This is a genomic window from Aliarcobacter butzleri (assembly GCF_900187115.1).
Lineage (GTDB): Bacteria > Campylobacterota > Campylobacteria > Campylobacterales > Arcobacteraceae > Aliarcobacter > Aliarcobacter butzleri.
This window is the reverse complement of record NZ_LT906455.1, coordinates 550491-568822: the sequence shown is the minus strand read 5'-3', so window position 1 is coordinate 568822 and position 18332 is coordinate 550491. Positions and strand designations below refer to the sequence as shown.

General features: G+C 26.1%; 18 protein-coding genes. 4 read left to right on the top strand and 14 right to left on the bottom strand.

Annotation, left to right across the window (positions count from 1 at the left end; all coding sequences use genetic code 11):
- Window positions 1-27: 27 nt before the first annotated feature.
- The 4 genes from CKV87_RS02820 to CKV87_RS02805 form a co-directional block, all read right to left on the bottom strand.
- Window positions 28-2073, bottom strand: coding sequence for an ATP-dependent helicase (locus tag CKV87_RS02820; RefSeq protein ID WP_012012349.1), 2046 nt, complete (start codon window positions 2071-2073; stop codon window positions 28-30).
- Window positions 2074-2322: 249 nt separating this feature from the next.
- Window positions 2323-2889 (bottom strand): protein-methionine-sulfoxide reductase heme-binding subunit MsrQ, encoded by a 567-nt coding sequence (locus CKV87_RS02815; RefSeq protein WP_012012348.1) that lies wholly within the window; start codon window positions 2887-2889, stop codon window positions 2323-2325.
- Window positions 2889-3815, bottom strand: coding sequence for a protein-methionine-sulfoxide reductase catalytic subunit MsrP (gene msrP, locus CKV87_RS02810; RefSeq protein ID WP_012012347.1), 927 nt, complete (start codon window positions 3813-3815; stop codon window positions 2889-2891). Before msrP ends, CKV87_RS02815 begins: the two co-directional genes overlap by 1 nt.
- 250 nt (window positions 3816-4065) lie before the next feature.
- The gene (locus tag CKV87_RS02805) at window positions 4066-5256 is read right to left on the bottom strand and encodes an NnrS family protein (protein WP_012012346.1); all 1191 of its coding nucleotides are present in this window, start codon (window positions 5254-5256) and stop codon (window positions 4066-4068) included.
- Window positions 5257-5338: 82 nt separating this feature from the next.
- On the opposite strand from CKV87_RS02805, the gene CKV87_RS02800 reads away from it, so the two are divergent.
- Entirely contained in the window at window positions 5339-6316 is a 978-nt protein-coding gene (locus tag CKV87_RS02800) for an arsenic resistance protein (protein WP_012012345.1), read from the top strand.
- 19 nt (window positions 6317-6335) lie between these two features.
- On the opposite strand, the gene CKV87_RS02795 is transcribed toward CKV87_RS02800, so the two are convergent.
- The 6 genes from CKV87_RS02795 to CKV87_RS02770 all read right to left on the bottom strand — a co-directional run bounded on the left by CKV87_RS02795 (window position 6336) and on the right by CKV87_RS02770 (window position 11001).
- Window positions 6336-7064 (bottom strand): tetratricopeptide repeat protein, encoded by a 729-nt coding sequence (locus CKV87_RS02795; RefSeq protein ID WP_012012344.1) that lies wholly within the window; start codon window positions 7062-7064, stop codon window positions 6336-6338.
- Window positions 7065-7175: 111 nt separating this feature from the next.
- A complete protein-coding gene (gene prx-suh, locus CKV87_RS02790) occupies window positions 7176-7715 on the bottom strand; it encodes a thiol peroxidase Prx-SUH (RefSeq protein WP_012012343.1) in 540 nt (179 codons plus the stop codon).
- An 80-nt stretch (window positions 7716-7795) separates the two neighbouring features.
- Complete coding sequence (locus tag CKV87_RS02785) at window positions 7796-8620, bottom strand: CvfB family protein (RefSeq protein ID WP_012012342.1); 825 nt, start codon at window positions 8618-8620, stop codon at window positions 7796-7798.
- A gap of 23 nt (window positions 8621-8643) precedes the next feature.
- The gene (locus CKV87_RS02780; protein WP_012012341.1) at window positions 8644-9444 is read right to left on the bottom strand and encodes a metal ABC transporter permease; all 801 of its coding nucleotides are present in this window, start codon (window positions 9442-9444) and stop codon (window positions 8644-8646) included.
- A gap of 13 nt (window positions 9445-9457) precedes the next feature.
- The gene (locus CKV87_RS02775; protein ID WP_012012340.1) at window positions 9458-10198 is read right to left on the bottom strand and encodes a metal ABC transporter ATP-binding protein; all 741 of its coding nucleotides are present in this window, start codon (window positions 10196-10198) and stop codon (window positions 9458-9460) included.
- A gap of 56 nt (window positions 10199-10254) precedes the next feature.
- The gene (locus CKV87_RS02770; protein ID WP_012012339.1) at window positions 10255-11001 is read right to left on the bottom strand and encodes an ElyC/SanA/YdcF family protein; all 747 of its coding nucleotides are present in this window, start codon (window positions 10999-11001) and stop codon (window positions 10255-10257) included.
- Between the two features lie 197 nt (window positions 11002-11198).
- Between CKV87_RS02770 and CKV87_RS02765 the strand changes: the two genes are divergently transcribed.
- Both CKV87_RS02765 and feoB read left to right on the top strand, forming a co-directional pair.
- Window positions 11199-11426, top strand: coding sequence for a FeoA family protein (locus CKV87_RS02765; protein WP_004510618.1), 228 nt, complete (start codon window positions 11199-11201; stop codon window positions 11424-11426).
- Complete coding sequence (feoB, locus tag CKV87_RS02760; protein WP_012012338.1) at window positions 11416-13524, top strand: ferrous iron transport protein B; 2109 nt, start codon at window positions 11416-11418, stop codon at window positions 13522-13524. The genes CKV87_RS02765 and feoB overlap by 11 nt, the downstream gene beginning before the upstream one ends.
- Window positions 13525-13551: 27 nt before the next feature.
- Here feoB and hemH read toward each other — a convergent pair whose 3' ends face one another.
- Window positions 13552-14481 (bottom strand): ferrochelatase, encoded by a 930-nt coding sequence (gene hemH, locus CKV87_RS02755; protein WP_012012337.1) that lies wholly within the window; start codon window positions 14479-14481, stop codon window positions 13552-13554.
- On the bottom strand, window positions 14468-15070 hold the full coding sequence (locus CKV87_RS02750) for an ATP-binding cassette domain-containing protein (RefSeq protein WP_004510615.1): 603 nt from the start codon (window positions 15068-15070) through the stop codon (window positions 14468-14470). Before CKV87_RS02750 ends, hemH begins: the two co-directional genes overlap by 14 nt.
- Window positions 15071-15269: 199 nt before the next feature.
- On the opposite strand from CKV87_RS02750, the gene CKV87_RS02745 reads away from it, so the two are divergent.
- Entirely contained in the window at window positions 15270-15560 is a 291-nt protein-coding gene (locus tag CKV87_RS02745) for a c-type cytochrome (protein ID WP_012012336.1), read from the top strand.
- A 29-nt stretch (window positions 15561-15589) separates the two neighbouring features.
- On the opposite strand, the gene ccoS is transcribed toward CKV87_RS02745, so the two are convergent.
- Window positions 15590-15817, bottom strand: coding sequence for a cbb3-type cytochrome oxidase assembly protein CcoS (ccoS, locus tag CKV87_RS02740; RefSeq protein ID WP_004510613.1), 228 nt, complete (start codon window positions 15815-15817; stop codon window positions 15590-15592).
- A gap of 16 nt (window positions 15818-15833) precedes the next feature.
- Entirely contained in the window at window positions 15834-18272 is a 2439-nt protein-coding gene (locus tag CKV87_RS02735; RefSeq protein ID WP_012012335.1) for a heavy metal translocating P-type ATPase, read from the bottom strand.
- Window positions 18273-18332 lie beyond the last annotated feature (60 nt).

Sequence of the window (18332 nt, the reverse complement as noted above, 5' to 3'; positions counted from 1 at the left end):
TTATATTCTATTATAATTGACTTAAAGTTAAGAATCCTCTTCTTCATTTATAGCCATTCCTGCTTCTTTTAAAAAGGGACTTGCTACAAATGTCATCTTTTTTATTTTGTCATATTTTGCATAAGATAAATACAAAATATCTTTCGCACGCGTCACTGCAACATAAAAAAGCCTTCGTTCTTCTTCTAAGCTTCCACCTTTACTCATAAGTTTTCTATTTGGAAATCTTCCATCCATCAAATCTATTACATAAACTTCTTTAAACTCTAAACCTTTACTTGCGTGAATAGAAAGTAGATTTACACCCTCACCTTCACTCATTTCGCTTCCACCTAAAATCATAGAGTTTATAAACTTCGATAAATCATTAAAATTTCTTGCTAGATTTTTTAAAAGCATCGCTTTTCTATTTATTTTTGCTAATGCTTTTGTTTTTTGAATATCGTTTATTGTTCCATCTTTTTGTGTTGCTCTTTTTGTTGCTAAAAAATCTTTTAGTTTTGAATATGCCATCGAAGAAGATATACTTGCAACTAATGTTTCAGGAATTTTTGTTCTTCTTAAATGTTTTAAAAGTAAATAAATATCATAAAGATATTTTCCACCATCAACGCTTAACTTTGGATGTTTTAATATAGGATTACTTAAAAATGTCTCTTCAAAGTTACAATCTTTAAATTTTGAAATTGAACCTAACTCTATAAAATCATCAAAAAGCCCTAATTGTTGATTTTTTACTTTTGTTTCATAAGGATTTGAGATATCAATTCTAGGTTGAAATAATCCTCTTATAATATCTCCATCACCAAGTTTAATTAAAGCATCAAAAATATCTTTTGCAATAGCTTTTCCTATTCCTTTTCCATGTTCAACTATATGAATAAATGCCATCATATCATTGTGAGAAACTTGCATCACTAAAATATCAAGTATAAATTTTACTTCAACTGAGTCAAAAAAACTCATTCCACCTTTTCTTTTAGCAGCAATTCCAAATTCTCTTAAATTTGCTTCTATTCCATCTGCACTTGAGTTGTTTCTGTATATTATTGCTATTTCACTATGAGGTGTTTGACTTTTTGAAATAAGCTCTGAAATATATTCATATTGTGAAAAAAGTTCATTAAAAGCCAAAAGTTTTGGTTTATAAATATCTTCTTTTCTTACAACTTCGAGTTTTTTTTCATAAACTCTTTCATTAAACTCTATAACTTTTGTTGCTAAATCCAAAATAGGTTTTGTTGAACGATAGTTTTTTCTTAAAGTAAAAACATTTGCATCTTTGTATCTTGTTGAGAATGTAGAGATTATTCCTATATCAGAGCCATTAAAAGCATAAATACTTTGGTCATAATCTCCAACACAAAAAAGTGATTTTGGTCTAAAAGAATCAAGAAGTCTTCCTTGAAGAGGATTTGTATCTTGGTACTCATCAACAAGTATCTCTTTAAAATCAAAATCTTTCTCTTTTAAAATTTTAAGCATAGTTGTAAGTAAATCATCAAAATTTACATAACCATATTTTGTTTTTAGTTCGTTAAATTCATCAACAACATCTTCATAAATCAAAGTATATATTTCATGAGAAGAGTTTTTTGATACTATCCAAGAAGCAAAATCTTCTCCATCATTTGAATTTAAATATAAAGAGTACATATCATATAAATATCCACCATCATAAGGTGAAACCTCATCACTTCTATCAAAAAAAACTCTTTTTTCATAAATTGATTTGAAAAGTGTTTTTAGTTCATTTGGTTGTTTTAAAGTAATATTTACATTTAGTTCTTTTAGAAGTTTATATGAAACAGAGTGAAAAGTTCCTGCCATAATCTCTTTTGCTATATCTTTTCCAAAAAATTTAGCAACTCTATTTATCATCTCTGCTGCTGCTTTATTTGTGAAAGTTAAAAGTAAAATCTCTTTTGGATTTATCCCACTATTTAATAAATAAGCAATTCTTCCAACAATTGTTGAAGTTTTTCCTGTTCCTGCACTCGCAATTATTAGATTAAATCCTTGATGGCAAGTTGCTGCTTGTAATTGTTCTTGATTTAAATTTGATAAAGGCATAAAAATTATTCGTTTGTGTGTTTAAAAAGTGAAATCATTTGGGAATAGTAACATAAAAGGGGTTAAAAAGATAGAAAAAAAAAGGACGCCTAGGGGAAGCGCCCTTTTACACAAGGAAACATAAAAAATTATCTATTTAAGAAATCTCATCTTAAAATACTCATATGAATAAGTTGCTCAATTACTTATCCATAAAAAAATTATAGTAACTCACGATTAACTAAAATTCAACCATAAATTAATGGAGAGTTAACTTAAACTATTTATTTTAATATTTTTTATAACTTGTTGAAATAATTTTGAAAAACCTATAAAAATTATAATTAGAATGTAAATATATTGGGGAATATTTACTGATTTTTGTGCCATTATCCAGTGAATTGTTATTAAAATCAAAGCTAAATATATTAGTTTATGATATTTATTATATTTCCTAAAAAGTTGTTTTGTTGAAGTTATTGACATAAATAAAACTATAAAAAAAGCAATCATTCCAAGATATATAAATGGTTTTTCAATAGTCTCTTTTATAATAAAATCTAAATCAAAAGAAGCATCTAAAACTACAAAATTTAAAAGATGTAATAAAGCATAAAAAAATCCTAAAAGTCCTACTTCTTTTCTATATTTTATTAGGTTTATTCTATCTCTTATGAGAGAAATCGAGATTGTAAGAAATAGTATTAATGTTGCTGTTGCACCTGTTATTGTATAGATGTACTTAATTGGGTCATTTACATTATCAAATATAAATAAGCTAATATTTAAGTAAACAAGAGGAGCTAAACTTAATAAATATATAAAAAATCGTGCCACTAAAAATACTTTGTTAAATCCATATTTTTATACAAACTTGCTACTTCATTTTCGTAACCATTAAACATTAAAGTATTTTGTTTTAAAAAACTTCCTAAAACTCTCTCTTTTTTTTGAGACCATCTTGGATGGTCAACATTTGGATTTACATTTGCATAAAAACCATACTCTTTTGGATTTTGTATTTGCCAAGTATTAAGTGGTTCTTTTTCTACAAATGAGATTCTTACAATTGATTTAATTGACTTAAATCCATATTTCCAAGGTACAACAAGTCTTATTGGAGCACCATTTTGTTTTGGTAAATTTTGTCCATAAAGTCCAGTAGCTAAAAAAGATAAATCATTCATAGCTTCATCCATTCGTAATCCTTCAACATAAGGATAATCAAGGGTTGAAAATACGCCTCTGTTTTGATCTGGAAAACTATCTTTATCAACTAATGTTTCAAATCTTAAATATTTTGCACTTGAAAGTGGTTTTACTTTTTTTATTAAACTAGAAAGTGCAAATCCATTCCACGGAACAACCATAGACCAACCTTCAACACATCTAAATCTATAAATTCTCTCTTCAATATCAAACATTTTTTTCAAATCATCTAAATCAATTTCCATCGTTTTTTCAACTAAACCATCAATTGTTACTTTCCAGTTTTTAGTTTTCAAAGTGTGTGCCATATCTTTAACTGCACTTTGATTTGTAGTAAATTCATAAAAATTATTATGAGAAGTTATTTGCTCAAAACTATTTAGTTTTAAAGGTGGCAAAGAGTCTTTTTCATTTGCTAAAAGTTCTAATATCATTCCACTTGAGACTAATGATGCTGCTCCAAGTTTTATAAAACTTCTTCTTTTTTCAAAAAACTCTTGAGGCGTTACAAGATTTTCATTTATTTGCCAAGATTTTTTTCTTATCATTTTCATAAACATACCCTTTTAATCCATAGTAGCATTATAAATTTCATTCTAATATTTATAAATAAATTAATTTTAATTCTAAATCAAATTTTTAATTACATTTCACGTAAAAATAACACTAATCTTTTTTCCAACTATTTTTTATAGATATTTTAGATTTGAACAATTCTTTGCTATTATAAATTATTTTATAATGAAACTACATAAAAAATTCTCCTTTCATTTTATATTATTAATTCTTAAATGTTATTGTTTGTTATTTACCTTCTATTAGAATAGTAACATATCTACTTGACCATAAAAATAATAGTATAAGTAATAAAAATACTGTCAAATTTATAAAGAACACATAATCAAATCCAAAATTTGTGCTAATAGAAGAAAAAATTCTAAGTAATACAACAAATTGCATAACAATAAATATAAAAGTTGCAAATTTATTTGCGATGATTACTTTTCCAGAATGTCCTAAAATAACTCTTGTTCCAAAACCAAGAAGCAATGTTACAAAATATCCTAAAGCTAAAGTATGAATAACTGCTTTTTCAAAATAAAAATTTGGAGCAATAAATGCAAATACACTTTCTATAATAGAAATAAAAAAAGCAACAACTATCCAATAAAGTCCAAGATATAAAACCCAAACAATAGAAGGAACTTTAAATAATGGTAATTTCCATCTTATCAACTCTTTTGTTATCACGTATAAAAGTGGAATATCAGCAATAAGATTTAATTTTGCATTTTCAAAAGACAATAAAAAAACTTTTAAAATTAATAATAAAAAGATTGTTTGAACTATTTTTGGGCTTTTATTTATCACATAATTTGGAGCTTTTGCCGTTGTAAAAAAAGGAATCATTCTTTGAGCAATAGTAAAAATAATCATAAATAAAAAAAGATAAAATCCACTATTAATCGAAAGTTTTGAGAAAAAATATGAATTTATAAAATCTAAATTTGAAACCAAAAACACAAAATGAGAAATAAGTCCTACGAAAAAAGATATTAAAACCCATTTAGTATCTTCTTTTACTTTAATAACACTTTTTTTATGAATATTATAAAGAAGATTAAAACTAAGAATTTGTGCAATTAAAAGTAAAACTTGAAAAACAATAGTGATTTTAGAATAAAAGATTAAACTTAAAAATATTCCCAAACTTGAAATAAAATATATATAAAATAGTCGCATATAATCTTTTGAAGCAATTTCACTTTGCATCAAGAATTTTGGAAAAACAACAAATAAAAAGCCTAAAAAGAACTGAATAAAAACAACAAATACCAAACTATAAGCATGATATACAAGTAATGGCGCTTGAACATTTAAAAGATTTGAATAAATCAAAATAAATAGCATCATAAAAAGAGCAAAAAATAAAACACCATTTACAAAAAAAGGTTGATGTGGCTGTGAGGTAAATTTTTTGTACCAAGAAAACATAAATTCTCCTAAATTTTTTATTTGATTTTAGCTATTATAAATATCAGTATCATTGATTCAAAACAAGAAAATAAGGATATATATGAATTTTTCAAAGATAAAAGAACTATTAGAAAATCAGCAAATTATAATATATTTTATAGCTATTAGTATTAGTATATTAATTACTTTTTTTATTCCAAATACATCATATTTTGAAACAGCAATCAATCCAGCTTTAGCGCTAATGCTATTTGTAACTTTTTTACAAGTTCCTATATCAGAGCTAACTTCGGTGTTTAAAAATATTAAATTTATTTTTGCTTTGCTTTTTTCAAATTTTATTATTATTCCAATTATTGTTTTTAGTCTTATACAATTTTTACCAGATAATCCACTTTTAAAATTGGGAGTTTTGTTTGTTTTATTAACTCCTTGTATTGATTATGTTGTTACATTTTCACATCTAGGAAAAGCAAATGCAAAACTTCTTCTTAGCTCAACTCCGATTTTATTAATAGTTCAAATGTCATTATTACCAATTTATCTAAACATCTTTTTAGGAAAAGAAGCTTCTTTGCTTGTAGAAATTTCACCATTTATTGAAGCATTTATTTTTTTGATTTTAATTCCATTTTCTCTTGCAACTATATTTCAAATTTGGTCTAAGAAAAGTAATTTTGGAGAAAAAATCGTAGATGTATTTAATATTTTACCAGTTCCATCAACTGCTTTAGTTCTATTTATTGTTATTTTAGCTGTTGTTCCAAGGTTAAGTTTAGCAATAAATGATATTTTATATGTTATTCCTATTTATGTGGCATTTGCAATTATTGCTCCAATGGTTGGATTAAGTGTAGGAAAACTATTTAAATTAAAAAAAGAGGAAAAAGTTTCAATAGCTTTTAGTTCATCAACAAGAAACTCTTTAGTTATTTTACCTTTAGCATTAGCCGTACCAAATGCTTTGCCACTACTTCCAGCAGTTATTGTAACTCAAACATTTATAGAACTAATAGCTGAGATAATTTATATTCGTATTTTTACAAAATTAGATAAAAAAGCAATTTCAACTAAATAGTTGAATTGCCTTTTTTAATTTATTTATTGAGATTATTGTAAGCTTTACAAGCTTCATCAAAATTCATATCACAAGCTCTTCTAAAATACTCTTTTGCATTTGCACTATTTTTTGCAAAAAATTTACCATCGCTATACATAATTCCAAGATTATAACAAGCTGATGCATTTCCTAAATCACAAGATTTTATATATAAGTTTGCAGCTTTTAAAGGTGCTTTTTCAACTCCATCTTCATTTTGGTATTTTACAGCTAGGTTATAACAAGCTTTTGCATGATTCAAATCACAAGCTTTTGTTAAAAATTCAACCGCTTTAAAAGTGTGTCTTTCAACTCCATCACCAGTTTCATACATAGTTCCAAGATTATAACAAGCTGCACTAATTCCTTGATTACAAAGTTTTTCATATAGTTCAACAGCTTTAAAAGAGTCTTTTACTTCTTGTGCATTTTCATACATATAAGCCAAATTGTAACAAGCATTTGTATGTCCTAAATCACAAGCTTTTGAAAAAAGTTGTACTGCTTTTGGATAATTTTTCGCAATTTTATCACCTTTGTAATACATAAGTCCTAGATTATAACAACCAGAACTTGCACCTTCATTACAACTGTTTTGAAAAATATTTGCAGCTTCTAAAACATTTCCTTTTTCTAACTCTTCAAATCCATCATTTACAACTGAAGCATTTAACGTTAAAAATCCTAAACTCAATAAAAGCATCGTTTTAAATAAATTTTTGAACATAATTTCTCCTTTATAAAAAATTATTATTGTACATATTATAACTATTTTTGGTTAATCGAAAGAAAAAAAGAAGAATATGGAAGTTTAAAGCCACAAAAGTGGCTTTAAAAATTAGTGACAACTTCCACAACAAGAAGTTGATGTAGCACCTTTTGCAGCTTCTAAAACTGCTTCATAATCTGGTTCAGCCGTAATTTCTGGAACTATTTGTTTATAAACAATTTTTCCAGAAGCATTTATGATAAATACTGCTCGAGCTGTAAGTCCTGCCAATGGTCCATTTGCTTGTAAAACACCATAAGATTTAGCAAAAGCTTTTGCTCTAAAATCTGAACCAACTTTTAAGTTTTCTATTCCTTCAGTTGTACAAAATCTTTTCATAGCAAATGGTAAATCCATAGAAACTACAATAACTTCTGCATTTTCAATTTTTGCTGCTTCGCTATTAAATCTTCTAGTTTCAGTTGCACAAACACCTGTATCTAAAGAAGGAACAACTACAATAACTTGAGCTTTTCCATTTTGTCCACCAATAGTAATATCACTTAAATCTTGTCCTACAACTGTAACAACTGGAGCAATATCACCAACATTTAATTCTGTACCATTTAAAGTTACTTCAAGTTCACCTTTAAATTTTACTGTTGCCATTTATAAATCCTTTATTAATATATTTTTGAAATTATAGTGAAATCGGATAAAAATACTCTTATTCTAAATCAAGATATTTTTTATTTTATCCTTATGCAATTTTCTTCTAAAATTATTTTGTTTTCACTTAAAAGTTTTGTTAAAGATGCTTTAAAAGATTTTTTACTTATTCCAAAAACTTCTTTTATATCTTCTGCTTCACTTTTATATGTAAAATTCAGTTTTCCATCATTTTTTTCTAAAACTTCAAAAACTTTATCATCTACTATTTTTTGACCTATTTTTTGTAAAGATATATCAAGTTTATTGTCTTCTCTCACATTTTTTACATAAGCTCTTTTTTTGTCACCAATTTTTAAATTTTCAAAAACTTCACTATGGAAAATCATACCTTCATAACGATTATTTACAATTACTTTATAACCTAATGGTGTTTTAGAATAAAGGATTATTTCTACTTCATCATTTTTTTCTAAGTTTCTTATTTTTTTTAATAAATCATATTTTTCAGAAGCTATAAGTCTATTTGTTTTTTCATCTAGTTGTAATTGTAAAACTTTGTATGAACCAACAAAAAAACTACTTTTTTGTCTATTTTTTGGAACTAAAATATCTTTTGGTAAACCAATATCAACAAATGCTCCAAATTTTGCAGTATCTACAACTTTTAAAAAAGCAAATTCATGTAGGTATAAATATGGCTTTAAAGTAGTTGCTACAAGTCTATCCTCACTATCTGTATAAATAAACACATCTAACAAACTATCAACTAACATTGATTTTTCAACATAAGCATTTGGCAATAAAACTTCTGTTTCATCGCCACTTATCAAATATATTCCTGGTTCACTTACTCTATTTACTTTTAAAGTATTTATTTTTCCTATTTCTATTTTTTCATTCATTTTGGTCTTTCCGATTTTATTTTTTATTTTTTTAATTTCAAAAGTTTCACAACTCCTAAAATCACAACTGCCACCATAATAATACTTGCACCTGAACTAATATCATAAAGATATGAAACAACAAGTCCAATAATAGTGAATATTGTAGCTAAAATAGCGCTAATTATCATCATATTTGAAAGTCTACTTGCAAAAGTTTCTGCTAAATAAGTTGGAATTGTAAGAAGTGCAATAACAAGTATAAGTCCAACTGCTTTAATTGCAGCAACAACACAAAGTGCTGATAGAATCAAAATCAGTGTATAAAAAAACTCTACATTTATTCCTCTAAGACTTGCAAATTCACTATCATATGAAACTGCAAGTATTTGTTTATAAAAAAATACAACAATTGCAATTATAAAAACATCTAAAAGAGTCATATAAATAATATCTTGATGAGAAACTGCAATAATACTTCCAAACAAATAACTCATTAAATCTACATTATAGCCAGGAGTTAAATCGACAAAAATAATTCCTATTGCCATACCACTTGCCCACATCATACCAATAATTGCATCTATTCTTGTTCTATTTTTTAAAGTTATAAAAGCTATTAAAATAGCTGTAATCACCGCAAAAATTGTTGCTCCCAAAAGTACAGGAATTCCTAAATAAATAGCAAGCCCAATTCCACCATAAGAGCTATGAGCTATTCCACCTGTTAGAAATGTAACTTTATTTACAACTACAAGAGAACCTATAATTCCTGCAGCAATAGAGATAAGAATCCCTGATATCAAAGCATTTTGAATAAAATCATATTGTAAAATTTCAAACATTATATTTTTACCTTTAGTGAGTATGATTACAACAAATTTGAGTTTTACCTAAAGCCGAAAGAAGTTCAACTTCGCATAAATGTTCATTTTGTGTTGTTAAATTTTTTTGAATATTTTCTAAAGAGTGATAAACTATATTTTTATTTATATGTGCTACATTTTTAGCATAATTTAATAAAACCGAAATATCGTGACTTACAACAACAACACATATTTGTTTATTTAGCTCTTGTAATAAATCATATATCTCTTGTTGTCCTTTTACATCAATACTTGCCGTTGGTTCATCTAAAAGCATAATTTTTGGATTAGAACAAAGTGCTCGTGCTATAAAAACTCTTTGTCTTTGTCCTCCACTTAAATCTCCAATTTTAGAGTTTGCGTATGCACTCATTCCAACTTGTTCTAAAGATAATTTAGCACAAGCAATATCCTCTTTTGAGTAACCAAATATTTTTCTTTTTGAAGTTGTATGTCCCATCAAAACAATCTCAAGTGCAGTTATTGGAAAATCCATATTTAAGTTTGTATTTTGAGGAACATATCCCATTTGGCTTGTTTTAATATTTTTTATTATTGTTCCACTTTGAGGTTCTAATAAACCTAAAATGAGTTTTAAAAGAGTTGATTTTCCACCACCATTTGGTCCAATAATAGCCAAAAAATCATCACTTTTGATAGATAAATTTATATTTTCTAATACATTTGTTTTTTGATATTTAAAAGATAGATTACTTATATTTATTAATTCCACTAAAAACCTCTATTTGCAACTTTGTTGCAATTTTATCTAAATGTGGATTAATCTTTCTAGATTTCACCTTTTACATAAGAATAAACCATTCCTAAATATTCGTGAAATGCCAACTCAACTTTTTTGATATTTGTTGCATTAAAATATGAAGTTGGATAAGTGCTTGTAAAAAATTTATGATTTGTAGGACTAGCAATTATATTTAAGTCTTCTTTTTCAAACAACATAACAGCTCTTTTCATATGACTTGCTGTTGTTACAAGAATAAGTTTTTGATTTCCTACTATTTTTTTAGCTTCTATTGCTTCTTCTTTTGTATCTTTTGGAGTATCAAGAGTAATAATATCTGCTTCATTTACTCCTAAACTTATTGCTAATTTTTTTTGCATTTGAGCATGAGAATTTACATCATCAAAACTATAACCAGAAACTATTAGTTTTGAATTTTCTAAGTTTTTATAGTGTCTTATACCTTCAATAAGTCTATTTATAGCTGTTGTATTTAGTTCAGATGTTATAGGAAAATTATCATTTGTTTTATGTCCGTTTCCTAAAACTAAAATATATTTTATATCTTTTGGTGTCTCTTTTAGTGCTGGATAAGCATTTTCAAGAGGAGATATAATCATATTTGAAATAGTTTGATTTGATAAAAGGGCAAACCACAAAAATCCTAAAACTAAAAATATTTTTGCTTTTTTATATGAGTTTTTTAGTAAAAAAAATAAAGCTAAAAAAAGTAAAATAATTCCTATTGGAACGGGAAGTAAAAAAGCTGAAATAATCTTTTTTAGTAGAAACATATAATATCCTAACTCTATTTTTATAGTCTTGAAAATTTAAATTATCTTCGAATATTTTAGATACTAATATAAACTTTATAAAAAATAAATTAACTCATATAATAGTTATTCTTAAAATTAAAATTATTCTAATATTATGAGTACTATAATACTTCTTGTAGATAATTTTAAAGGGAATAAAAAGGAGGAAGGAATTAATGTCATTAAATGATTTAGAATTAGAACAAATTGCAAAAATTAAAAATATAAATTGTAATAATATACTAAAAAACAGGCTATATTCTTTGGGAATCACAAAAGGTGCTTTAATAAAAGTGGAGAAAAAAACACTTACAAATAGTACATTAAAAATTAATATTAATGATTCAAAAATAGCAATAAGGGCAAATGAAGCCTCTCAAATTGAGGTGGAGTATGAAAAATAACGTCATTAAAATAGCTTTAGTAGGACAACCAAATGTTGGTAAGTCTATGCTTATTAACTCTATTTCAGGTGCAAAGTTAAAAGTTGGTAATTTCCCAGGAGTTACTGTTTCAAAAGAAGAAGTTTTTTTTAAATATAAAGATTATGAATTTCAAATTATTGATTTACCTGGTTCTTATTCATTAAATAACTATTCAATCGAAGAAAAAATCACAAAAGACTTTTTGTATAACTCAACTTATGATCTTATTTTAAATGTTGTTGATTCAACAAATTTACAAAGAAATCTTCTATTAACAACTGAGCTTTTATTATTGAATAAAAAAATGATAATAGCATTAAATATGATTGATGAAGCAAATGATGAATTAATTGAAATAAATGATGCTGAACTTGGTTCAATATTAGGAAGACCATGCGTAAAAACAAGTGCTTCAAAAAAAATTGGTATTCAAACTCTTTTAGAAGAAATTATTAATCAATATGAAAGTGAAAAAACATTATCAAAGCTTATTTTTTCAAATCCAATAGAAACTGAAATAAAATCAATTACTCAAATTTTTGAAGATTTTAATTTTGAAACAGATTTAACATATAGAGAAGTTGCTATTAAACTTTTACAAGAAGATAAAAAAACATTCGAATTATTACATAGTCAACCAATTTGGCTTAAACTGCAAGATACATTAAATAATTCATTTGAGCATTTATACTTACACTATCAAACAAAAAATATTGATGATATTTTTAATGATGAAAAATTTGCCTTTGTAAAAGGTGTTATCACAAAAACTGTTCATCAAAAAAATAAAAAAGATACTACTCTTACAGAAAAAATAGATTCACTTTTAATTCATAAATTTTTTGGTTTACCTATATTTTTTCTTTTGATGTGGGCACTTTTTCAATTAACATTTGTTTTAGGAAATATTCCTATGGATATTATTGATAGCTTTTTTGCACAATTAATTGATCAAACAAAAGAGATATTAGGAGATAATCAAATCTCTTCTATCATAGGAGATGGTATTATTGCTGGAGTAGGAGCTGTAGTTTTATTTTTACCAAATATCATCATACTTTTCTTTGGTATTGCATTATTAGAAACAACAGGTTATATGAGTAGAGTTGCATATTTATTAGATGGTTTTTTTCATAAATTTGGATTACACGGAAAATCATTTATTCCTTTAATTACTGGTTTTGGTTGTTCAGTACCAGCTTATATGGCAGCAAGAACTTTAAAAAATGAAAGAGATAGATTATTAACTCTTTTTATTATAGGATTTATGTCTTGTGGAGCAAGACTTCCAATTTACGTACTTTTTATAGGAGCATTTTTTAGCCAATATAACGAAGGAAATGTACTATTTTTAATCTATATTTGTGGAGCATTTATTGGATTAATTAGTGCAAAAGTCTTAAAAGTTGTTGTTTTTAAAGGAGAAGAAGAACCTTTTGTTATGGAAATCCCAAAATATCGATTACCTTCTTTGAAACTTATTTGGTTTACAGTTTATAATCAAGCTATGATGTATTTAAAAAAAGCAGGAACATTTATATTAGCTGCATCTATACTAATTTGGGTTGCGAGTAATTATCCAAAACATGAAGATGTTGAAGAAATGTATCAGCAAAAAATTGAATTAGCTACAACAGATGAAGAAAAAACTAATTTGGAAAATGAATTAAGTTTATACAATCTTGAAAATTCATATCTTGGATATGTTGGAAAGTTTTCTGAACCATTATTTAGACCTTTAGGTTTTGATTGGAAAATGTCTGTTGCTCTTGAAACAGGACTTGCAGCAAAAGAAGTAGTAGTTTCAACATTATCAATACTCTATGGATTAGGTGATGAGGCAGATGAAACTTCAAGTACATTAATTGAAAAAATACGAAATAATATACCTTTTGCATCTGCTATATCATTTATCGTTTTTGTTATGATATATCTTCCTTGTTTAGCTGCAACAATGGTATTTGTTAGGGAAGCTGGTAAATGGAAATATTTATTATATTTATTTGTATTTACAACAACGACAGCTTGGATTCTATCATTTATTGCATACAATGTAACAAGTTTTTTTGTAAGTTAAGCTTTTTTGCTTAACTTACATATATTTTTATTTTATAATATCTTTAATAGCTTCAATAAATTCATCACTATCATTAACACAACTACAAACTTTATACTCTTTTATTCCTATTTCGTGTGCTATTTCTTTATATTCAATATCAAGCTCAAAAACTGTTTCAGAATTATCAACAATAAATGATAATGGATAAATAATCACATTTTCATTTTTAAAATTTTTTAGCATATTTTCAAGTGATGGTTCTAACCACTTTAAAGGTCCAACTTTAGACTGATATGCTAAATTTATAGATTTAAAATTTTTTCCTCTTTTTTGTAATTCTTCGCTCAAGATTTTCACATGCTCATTCATCTGTTTTTCATAAGGATCACCTGCATTAACTATTTTTTGAGGAAGTCCGTGAGCTGAAAATACAAGATTGTAAGAAGTTTCATCTTCTACATTATTTAAAATTTCATTTACAATACACTCATTAAATTTATCATTTTTATAAAAAGTTTCAATAGAACTTATGTTAAAACTATTTTTTGCAAATTTTATAAAATCTTCCAAAGATGATTTTGTTGTTGTTGTAGAATATTGAGGATATAAAGGAAGTAACAAAACTTCTTTTATTCCATCTTTTTTCATTTGAGATATTATCTCTTTAGCAAAAGGTGGAGTATATCTCATAACTTGGTAAGTTTTATAATTTTCTATTTTATCATTACATTTATTTACCAATTGTTCTGTCAAAGGATTAATTGGAGAATGATTTCCAATTTTTTCGTAGTTTTTCCAAGCACTTTCTAATCTTGAATTAGTAATAAAACTAGCCACCATTTTTCTAATAAAAGCATTTTTAATTGTCAAAATATTTTCATCATTGAACATATTTGTCAAAAACATTTTTAATTCACTTTTATCTCTAGCTCCGCCCATATTTAATAACACTAAAGCTTTTTTATTTTCTTGCATCAGTTTCCAACCTTATAATTTTATCGCTACACCATTTTGCCATATCCAAATCATGAGTTACAAGCAAAATAGCGCTATCTTCTAAAAAAGTAATTAATAATTTCATCACATCATAAGCTATTATATTGTCCAAAGCAGATGTTGGTTCATCTATTAAAAGTAACTTTGGTTTCATTAATATTGCTCTTAAAATAGAACATCTTTGAAGCTGTCCACCACTTAACTGATATGAATATTTATCTAAAATATCTTTTGATAAGTTAAGTTTTTTTAATAAACTATCCAACTCAGTTGTAAAATCTCTTTGTACAACATCTTTTATCTGTTCTATTATTTTATATGTTGGATGAAAAGAATTAAATGGATCTTGAAATATCATAGATACATCTAATTTATCTATAGTTCCTTTTATTGGTTTTAAACTTCCAATAATTAATTCAAAAAGTGTAGTTTTTCCACTTCCACTTTTCCCAAAAATCGTCACTAACTGACCTTTTTGTAATTTTAAAGAAAAATCTTTATAAATAGGATTCTCTTTTTTATAATAAAAAGTTAAATCATTTATGTCTAACACTAAATCTTTATCCAAATTTTTTGCCTTTAACTTAAATATTAAGAGTATTACTATATTAAAAATATGCTTTATTTTATGTTTTATGAAACTTTTTTTAACTTCACAAATTTTGCACAATTTTAAGTGAAAATTTTACGATTAAGAAAAAATTATTAAGCTTAAAAATATAAAAAAAAAGCTAGAATTTTTCTCTTAAATTTCAAAGGAGAAAAAAATGAAAAAAATCGTTCTTACAACTTTAGCAGTTGCTGCTTTTGCTTTTGCAGATGCTCCAGCGGCTTACGCAACATGTAAAGCATGTCACGGTGCAAAAGGTGAAATCAATATAACTACAAAAAGTGCTTCTCACGTTCCAGCTAATTTAACAAAAGCTGAAATTGAAAAAGCATTACATGGTTATAAAGATGGAACTTATGGTGGACCTATGAAAGCGTTAATGAAAGGTCAAGTTGCTAAATTATCTGATGCAGACATCAAGGCTTTAGCTGACTATATGGGTAAATAATTTTATCTTCTTAAAAAGAGTAGAACTTTCTACTCTTTTTTTTGTTTCTCTTCTTTTGCTTCTTTTTCCTCTTTTATTTTTTGTTCTTTTCTAATAGCATCATTTAAATCATCAACGCTATCATATAAAGGATTATTCAACATTCTATCTGCATCATCGAACTGACCAGTTTTTGCAGCCCAAACAAATAATAAAAGAAGTCCAGCAGATATTATTATCCCAACTATTAACATAAATAAAAGTGTGTCATTTATCATAAAATATTATTTTCCTTTATTTCATTTTGATTCTAAGAGAGTTTAATACTACTATTAAAGAACTTAAACTCATTGAAAGTGCAGCAATAAGCGGTATTACAAAACCTGCCATTGCTAAAGGTACAGTCGTTGCATTATAAAGTAATGAAAAGCCTAAATTTTGTTTGATATGTTTATATGTTTTATTTGAAATAAGAAAAGCCTCTTTTAAAGATTTTAAAGTTGAATTTAATAAAACTACATCAGAAACCGCTAAAGATATATCAGCAGAATTTCCCATAGCAATAGCTACATCACTACTACTTAAAGCTACACTATCATTTACACCATCACCAACCATAACAACAACTTTATTTTGTTTTTTTAGCTCTTTTATAAAATCTGCTTTTGAAACTGGAGTTTGATGTGATAAATATTTTTTTATACCTAATTCTTTTGCAATTCTTGAAGCAACTTGTTCATTATCACCTGTTAGCATTATTACTTCAATATTCTTATTTTGTAGATAATTTATTAACTCTTTTGAACCATCTTTTATCTCATCTTCAAGTTCAAATGTAGCAATTACTCTTTTATTAATAGCAAATAAATAGACAGTTCTTGAAGAATCAAATTTATAATAAATTCCAAATTCTCTAAGAAGTTCTACATTTCCACCAAGAATCTCAAACTCTTTTTCATCAACATTTTTATATGTTGCACTCATCCCTTTTGCTTCAATATTTTTTACATTTTCAAGTTTTTTTAACTCTAAATTATAGTTTTTTTCTAAATATCTTTTAATAGAAAGACTTACTGGATGAGTTGAACTATCTATTAGTGAATACAAAAGATTTAATTTATGAATATTATCATCTAAGATTCTTGCTTTTACGACATTTAATTCACCTTTTGTTAAAGTTCCCGTTTTATCAAAAACTACACTAGAAGCAACAGCTAAAGTTTCTATAAACTTTGCTTCTTTGAAAAGTAAACCTTTTTTAGCAAGTTCTGAAATACCAACTAAACTTGCCATTGGAGTTGCAAGAGCCAATGCACAAGGACAAGCAATAACAATAACAGAAACAGCAACTATAAAAGATCTTTCAAATTGATTTGTCCCTTCATAAATAAAACCTAAGTCTAAACCAAAAAAATACCAAACTAAAAAAGTAGCAAATGCCAGAGACAAAATAGTAGCACTAAATCCTCTTGAAATTTTATTTGCTTTAATCTGAATAGAAGGTTTTGAATTTAAAGAGTCTTCAAGTAAAGAAACGATAGAAGAAAAAGTTGAATTTTTAAAGTTCTTTGTTACTTCAAAATGTATCAAAGAATCTAAATTTATAGTTCCACTAAAAACAGCATCTCCAACTTTTTTATATACAGGAATTGATTCTCCTGTGATTGTTGATTCATCAAAAGAACCATTTCCAGAGATTACTTTTCCATCAACAGGAACTTTATCTCCTGCTTTTATCTCTACAATATCACCAATATTTACACTATTTAAAGCTACAACTTTTTTTTCATTTCCATTTATAATAACTGCTTCTAAAGGCAAAGTTGATTTTATTTTATCTAAAGTATCAACAGCTGATTTTTTACCAATAACTTCTAAATATTTTCCAACTAAAACAAAAGTAATAATCATCGCAACAGAATCAAAATAACTATCTCCTTTTGCTCCAAGCAAAATAGTCAAAGAGTAAATATAACTCAATGTTGCTCCAGTAGAAACAGCTAAATCCATAGTTACCATTTTATTTTTTAGACCGTAATACGCACCTTTATAAAAAACCCAACCACTATAAAATAAAACAGGTGTTGAAAGAATAAACTCTCCTAAATGAATCATTTGCATAACTTCAGGAGTAATTCCTGTAAAAAATCCTGTATATTTTGCAACACTTAACATCATAATATTCATAGTACAAACAACAGCAACCATAATACGTACAAAATAGTCTTGTTTTGCTTTTGAAGCTGCAATATCAGCAACACTTGAATCATAAGCATAAGCGTTATAACCAATAGACCTAATTTTTAGAATTATTTGAGATAACTTCAATATGTCATCATCCCAAATAATTCTTGCTTTATTTGTCGTAAAATTAATATTTGCTTCAACAATACCTTTTGTATCAAAAAGAATTTTTTCATTTAGCCAAACACATGCAGCACAATGAATACCCTCTATAATTAAATCAATTTGATTAAAACCTTCTTTTGTTTTACTTACATAGTTGTCATAAAAATTTAAAGAATCAAATTTAGTGATGTCGTCATTAAAAACTTCTATTGGTGGAGCTATTGTTTTATTTCCAAGTTTTTCGTAAAAAGATTCCAATCCATCACTTTTTAGTAAATGATAAACACCTTGGCATCCTTTACAACAAAAATTTAAATCATTGTCTTTTATCATTATATTTTTATCAAATTCTAAATGACAATGATTACATTTTATTTTTGACAAGATAGCTCCTATGAATTGTGATTGTTTTGATAGATTTTTACTTAAATATCAAGTTATTTT

Coding starts and splice junctions, on each gene's coding strand:
- CKV87_RS02785 (WP_012012342.1), bottom strand. CDS start 8,620: ATGAATGAAAAAATAGAAATAGGAAAAATAAATACTTTAAAAGTAAAT.
- CKV87_RS02780 (WP_012012341.1), bottom strand. CDS start 9,444: ATGTTTGAAATTTTACAATATGATTTTATTCAAAATGCTTTGATATCA.
- ccoS (WP_004510613.1), bottom strand. CDS start 15,817: ATGATAAATGACACACTTTTATTTATGTTAATAGTTGGGATAATAATA.
- CKV87_RS02800 (WP_012012345.1), top strand. CDS start 5,339: ATGAATTTTTCAAAGATAAAAGAACTATTAGAAAATCAGCAAATTATA.
- CKV87_RS02745 (WP_012012336.1), top strand. CDS start 15,270: ATGAAAAAAATCGTTCTTACAACTTTAGCAGTTGCTGCTTTTGCTTTT.
- CKV87_RS02805 (WP_012012346.1), bottom strand. CDS start 5,256: ATGTTTTCTTGGTACAAAAAATTTACCTCACAGCCACATCAACCTTTT.
- CKV87_RS02820 (WP_012012349.1), bottom strand. CDS start 2,073: ATGCCTTTATCAAATTTAAATCAAGAACAATTACAAGCAGCAACTTGC.
- prx-suh (WP_012012343.1), bottom strand. CDS start 7,715: ATGGCAACAGTAAAATTTAAAGGTGAACTTGAAGTAACTTTAAATGGT.
- hemH (WP_012012337.1), bottom strand. CDS start 14,481: ATGCAAGAAAATAAAAAAGCTTTAGTGTTATTAAATATGGGCGGAGCT.
- feoB (WP_012012338.1), top strand. CDS start 11,416: ATGAAAAATAACGTCATTAAAATAGCTTTAGTAGGACAACCAAATGTT.
- msrP (WP_012012347.1), bottom strand. CDS start 3,815: ATGAAAATGATAAGAAAAAAATCTTGGCAAATAAATGAAAATCTTGTA.
- CKV87_RS02770 (WP_012012339.1), bottom strand. CDS start 11,001: ATGTTTCTACTAAAAAAGATTATTTCAGCTTTTTTACTTCCCGTTCCA.
- CKV87_RS02765 (WP_004510618.1), top strand. CDS start 11,199: ATGTCATTAAATGATTTAGAATTAGAACAAATTGCAAAAATTAAAAAT.
- CKV87_RS02795 (WP_012012344.1), bottom strand. CDS start 7,064: ATGTTCAAAAATTTATTTAAAACGATGCTTTTATTGAGTTTAGGATTT.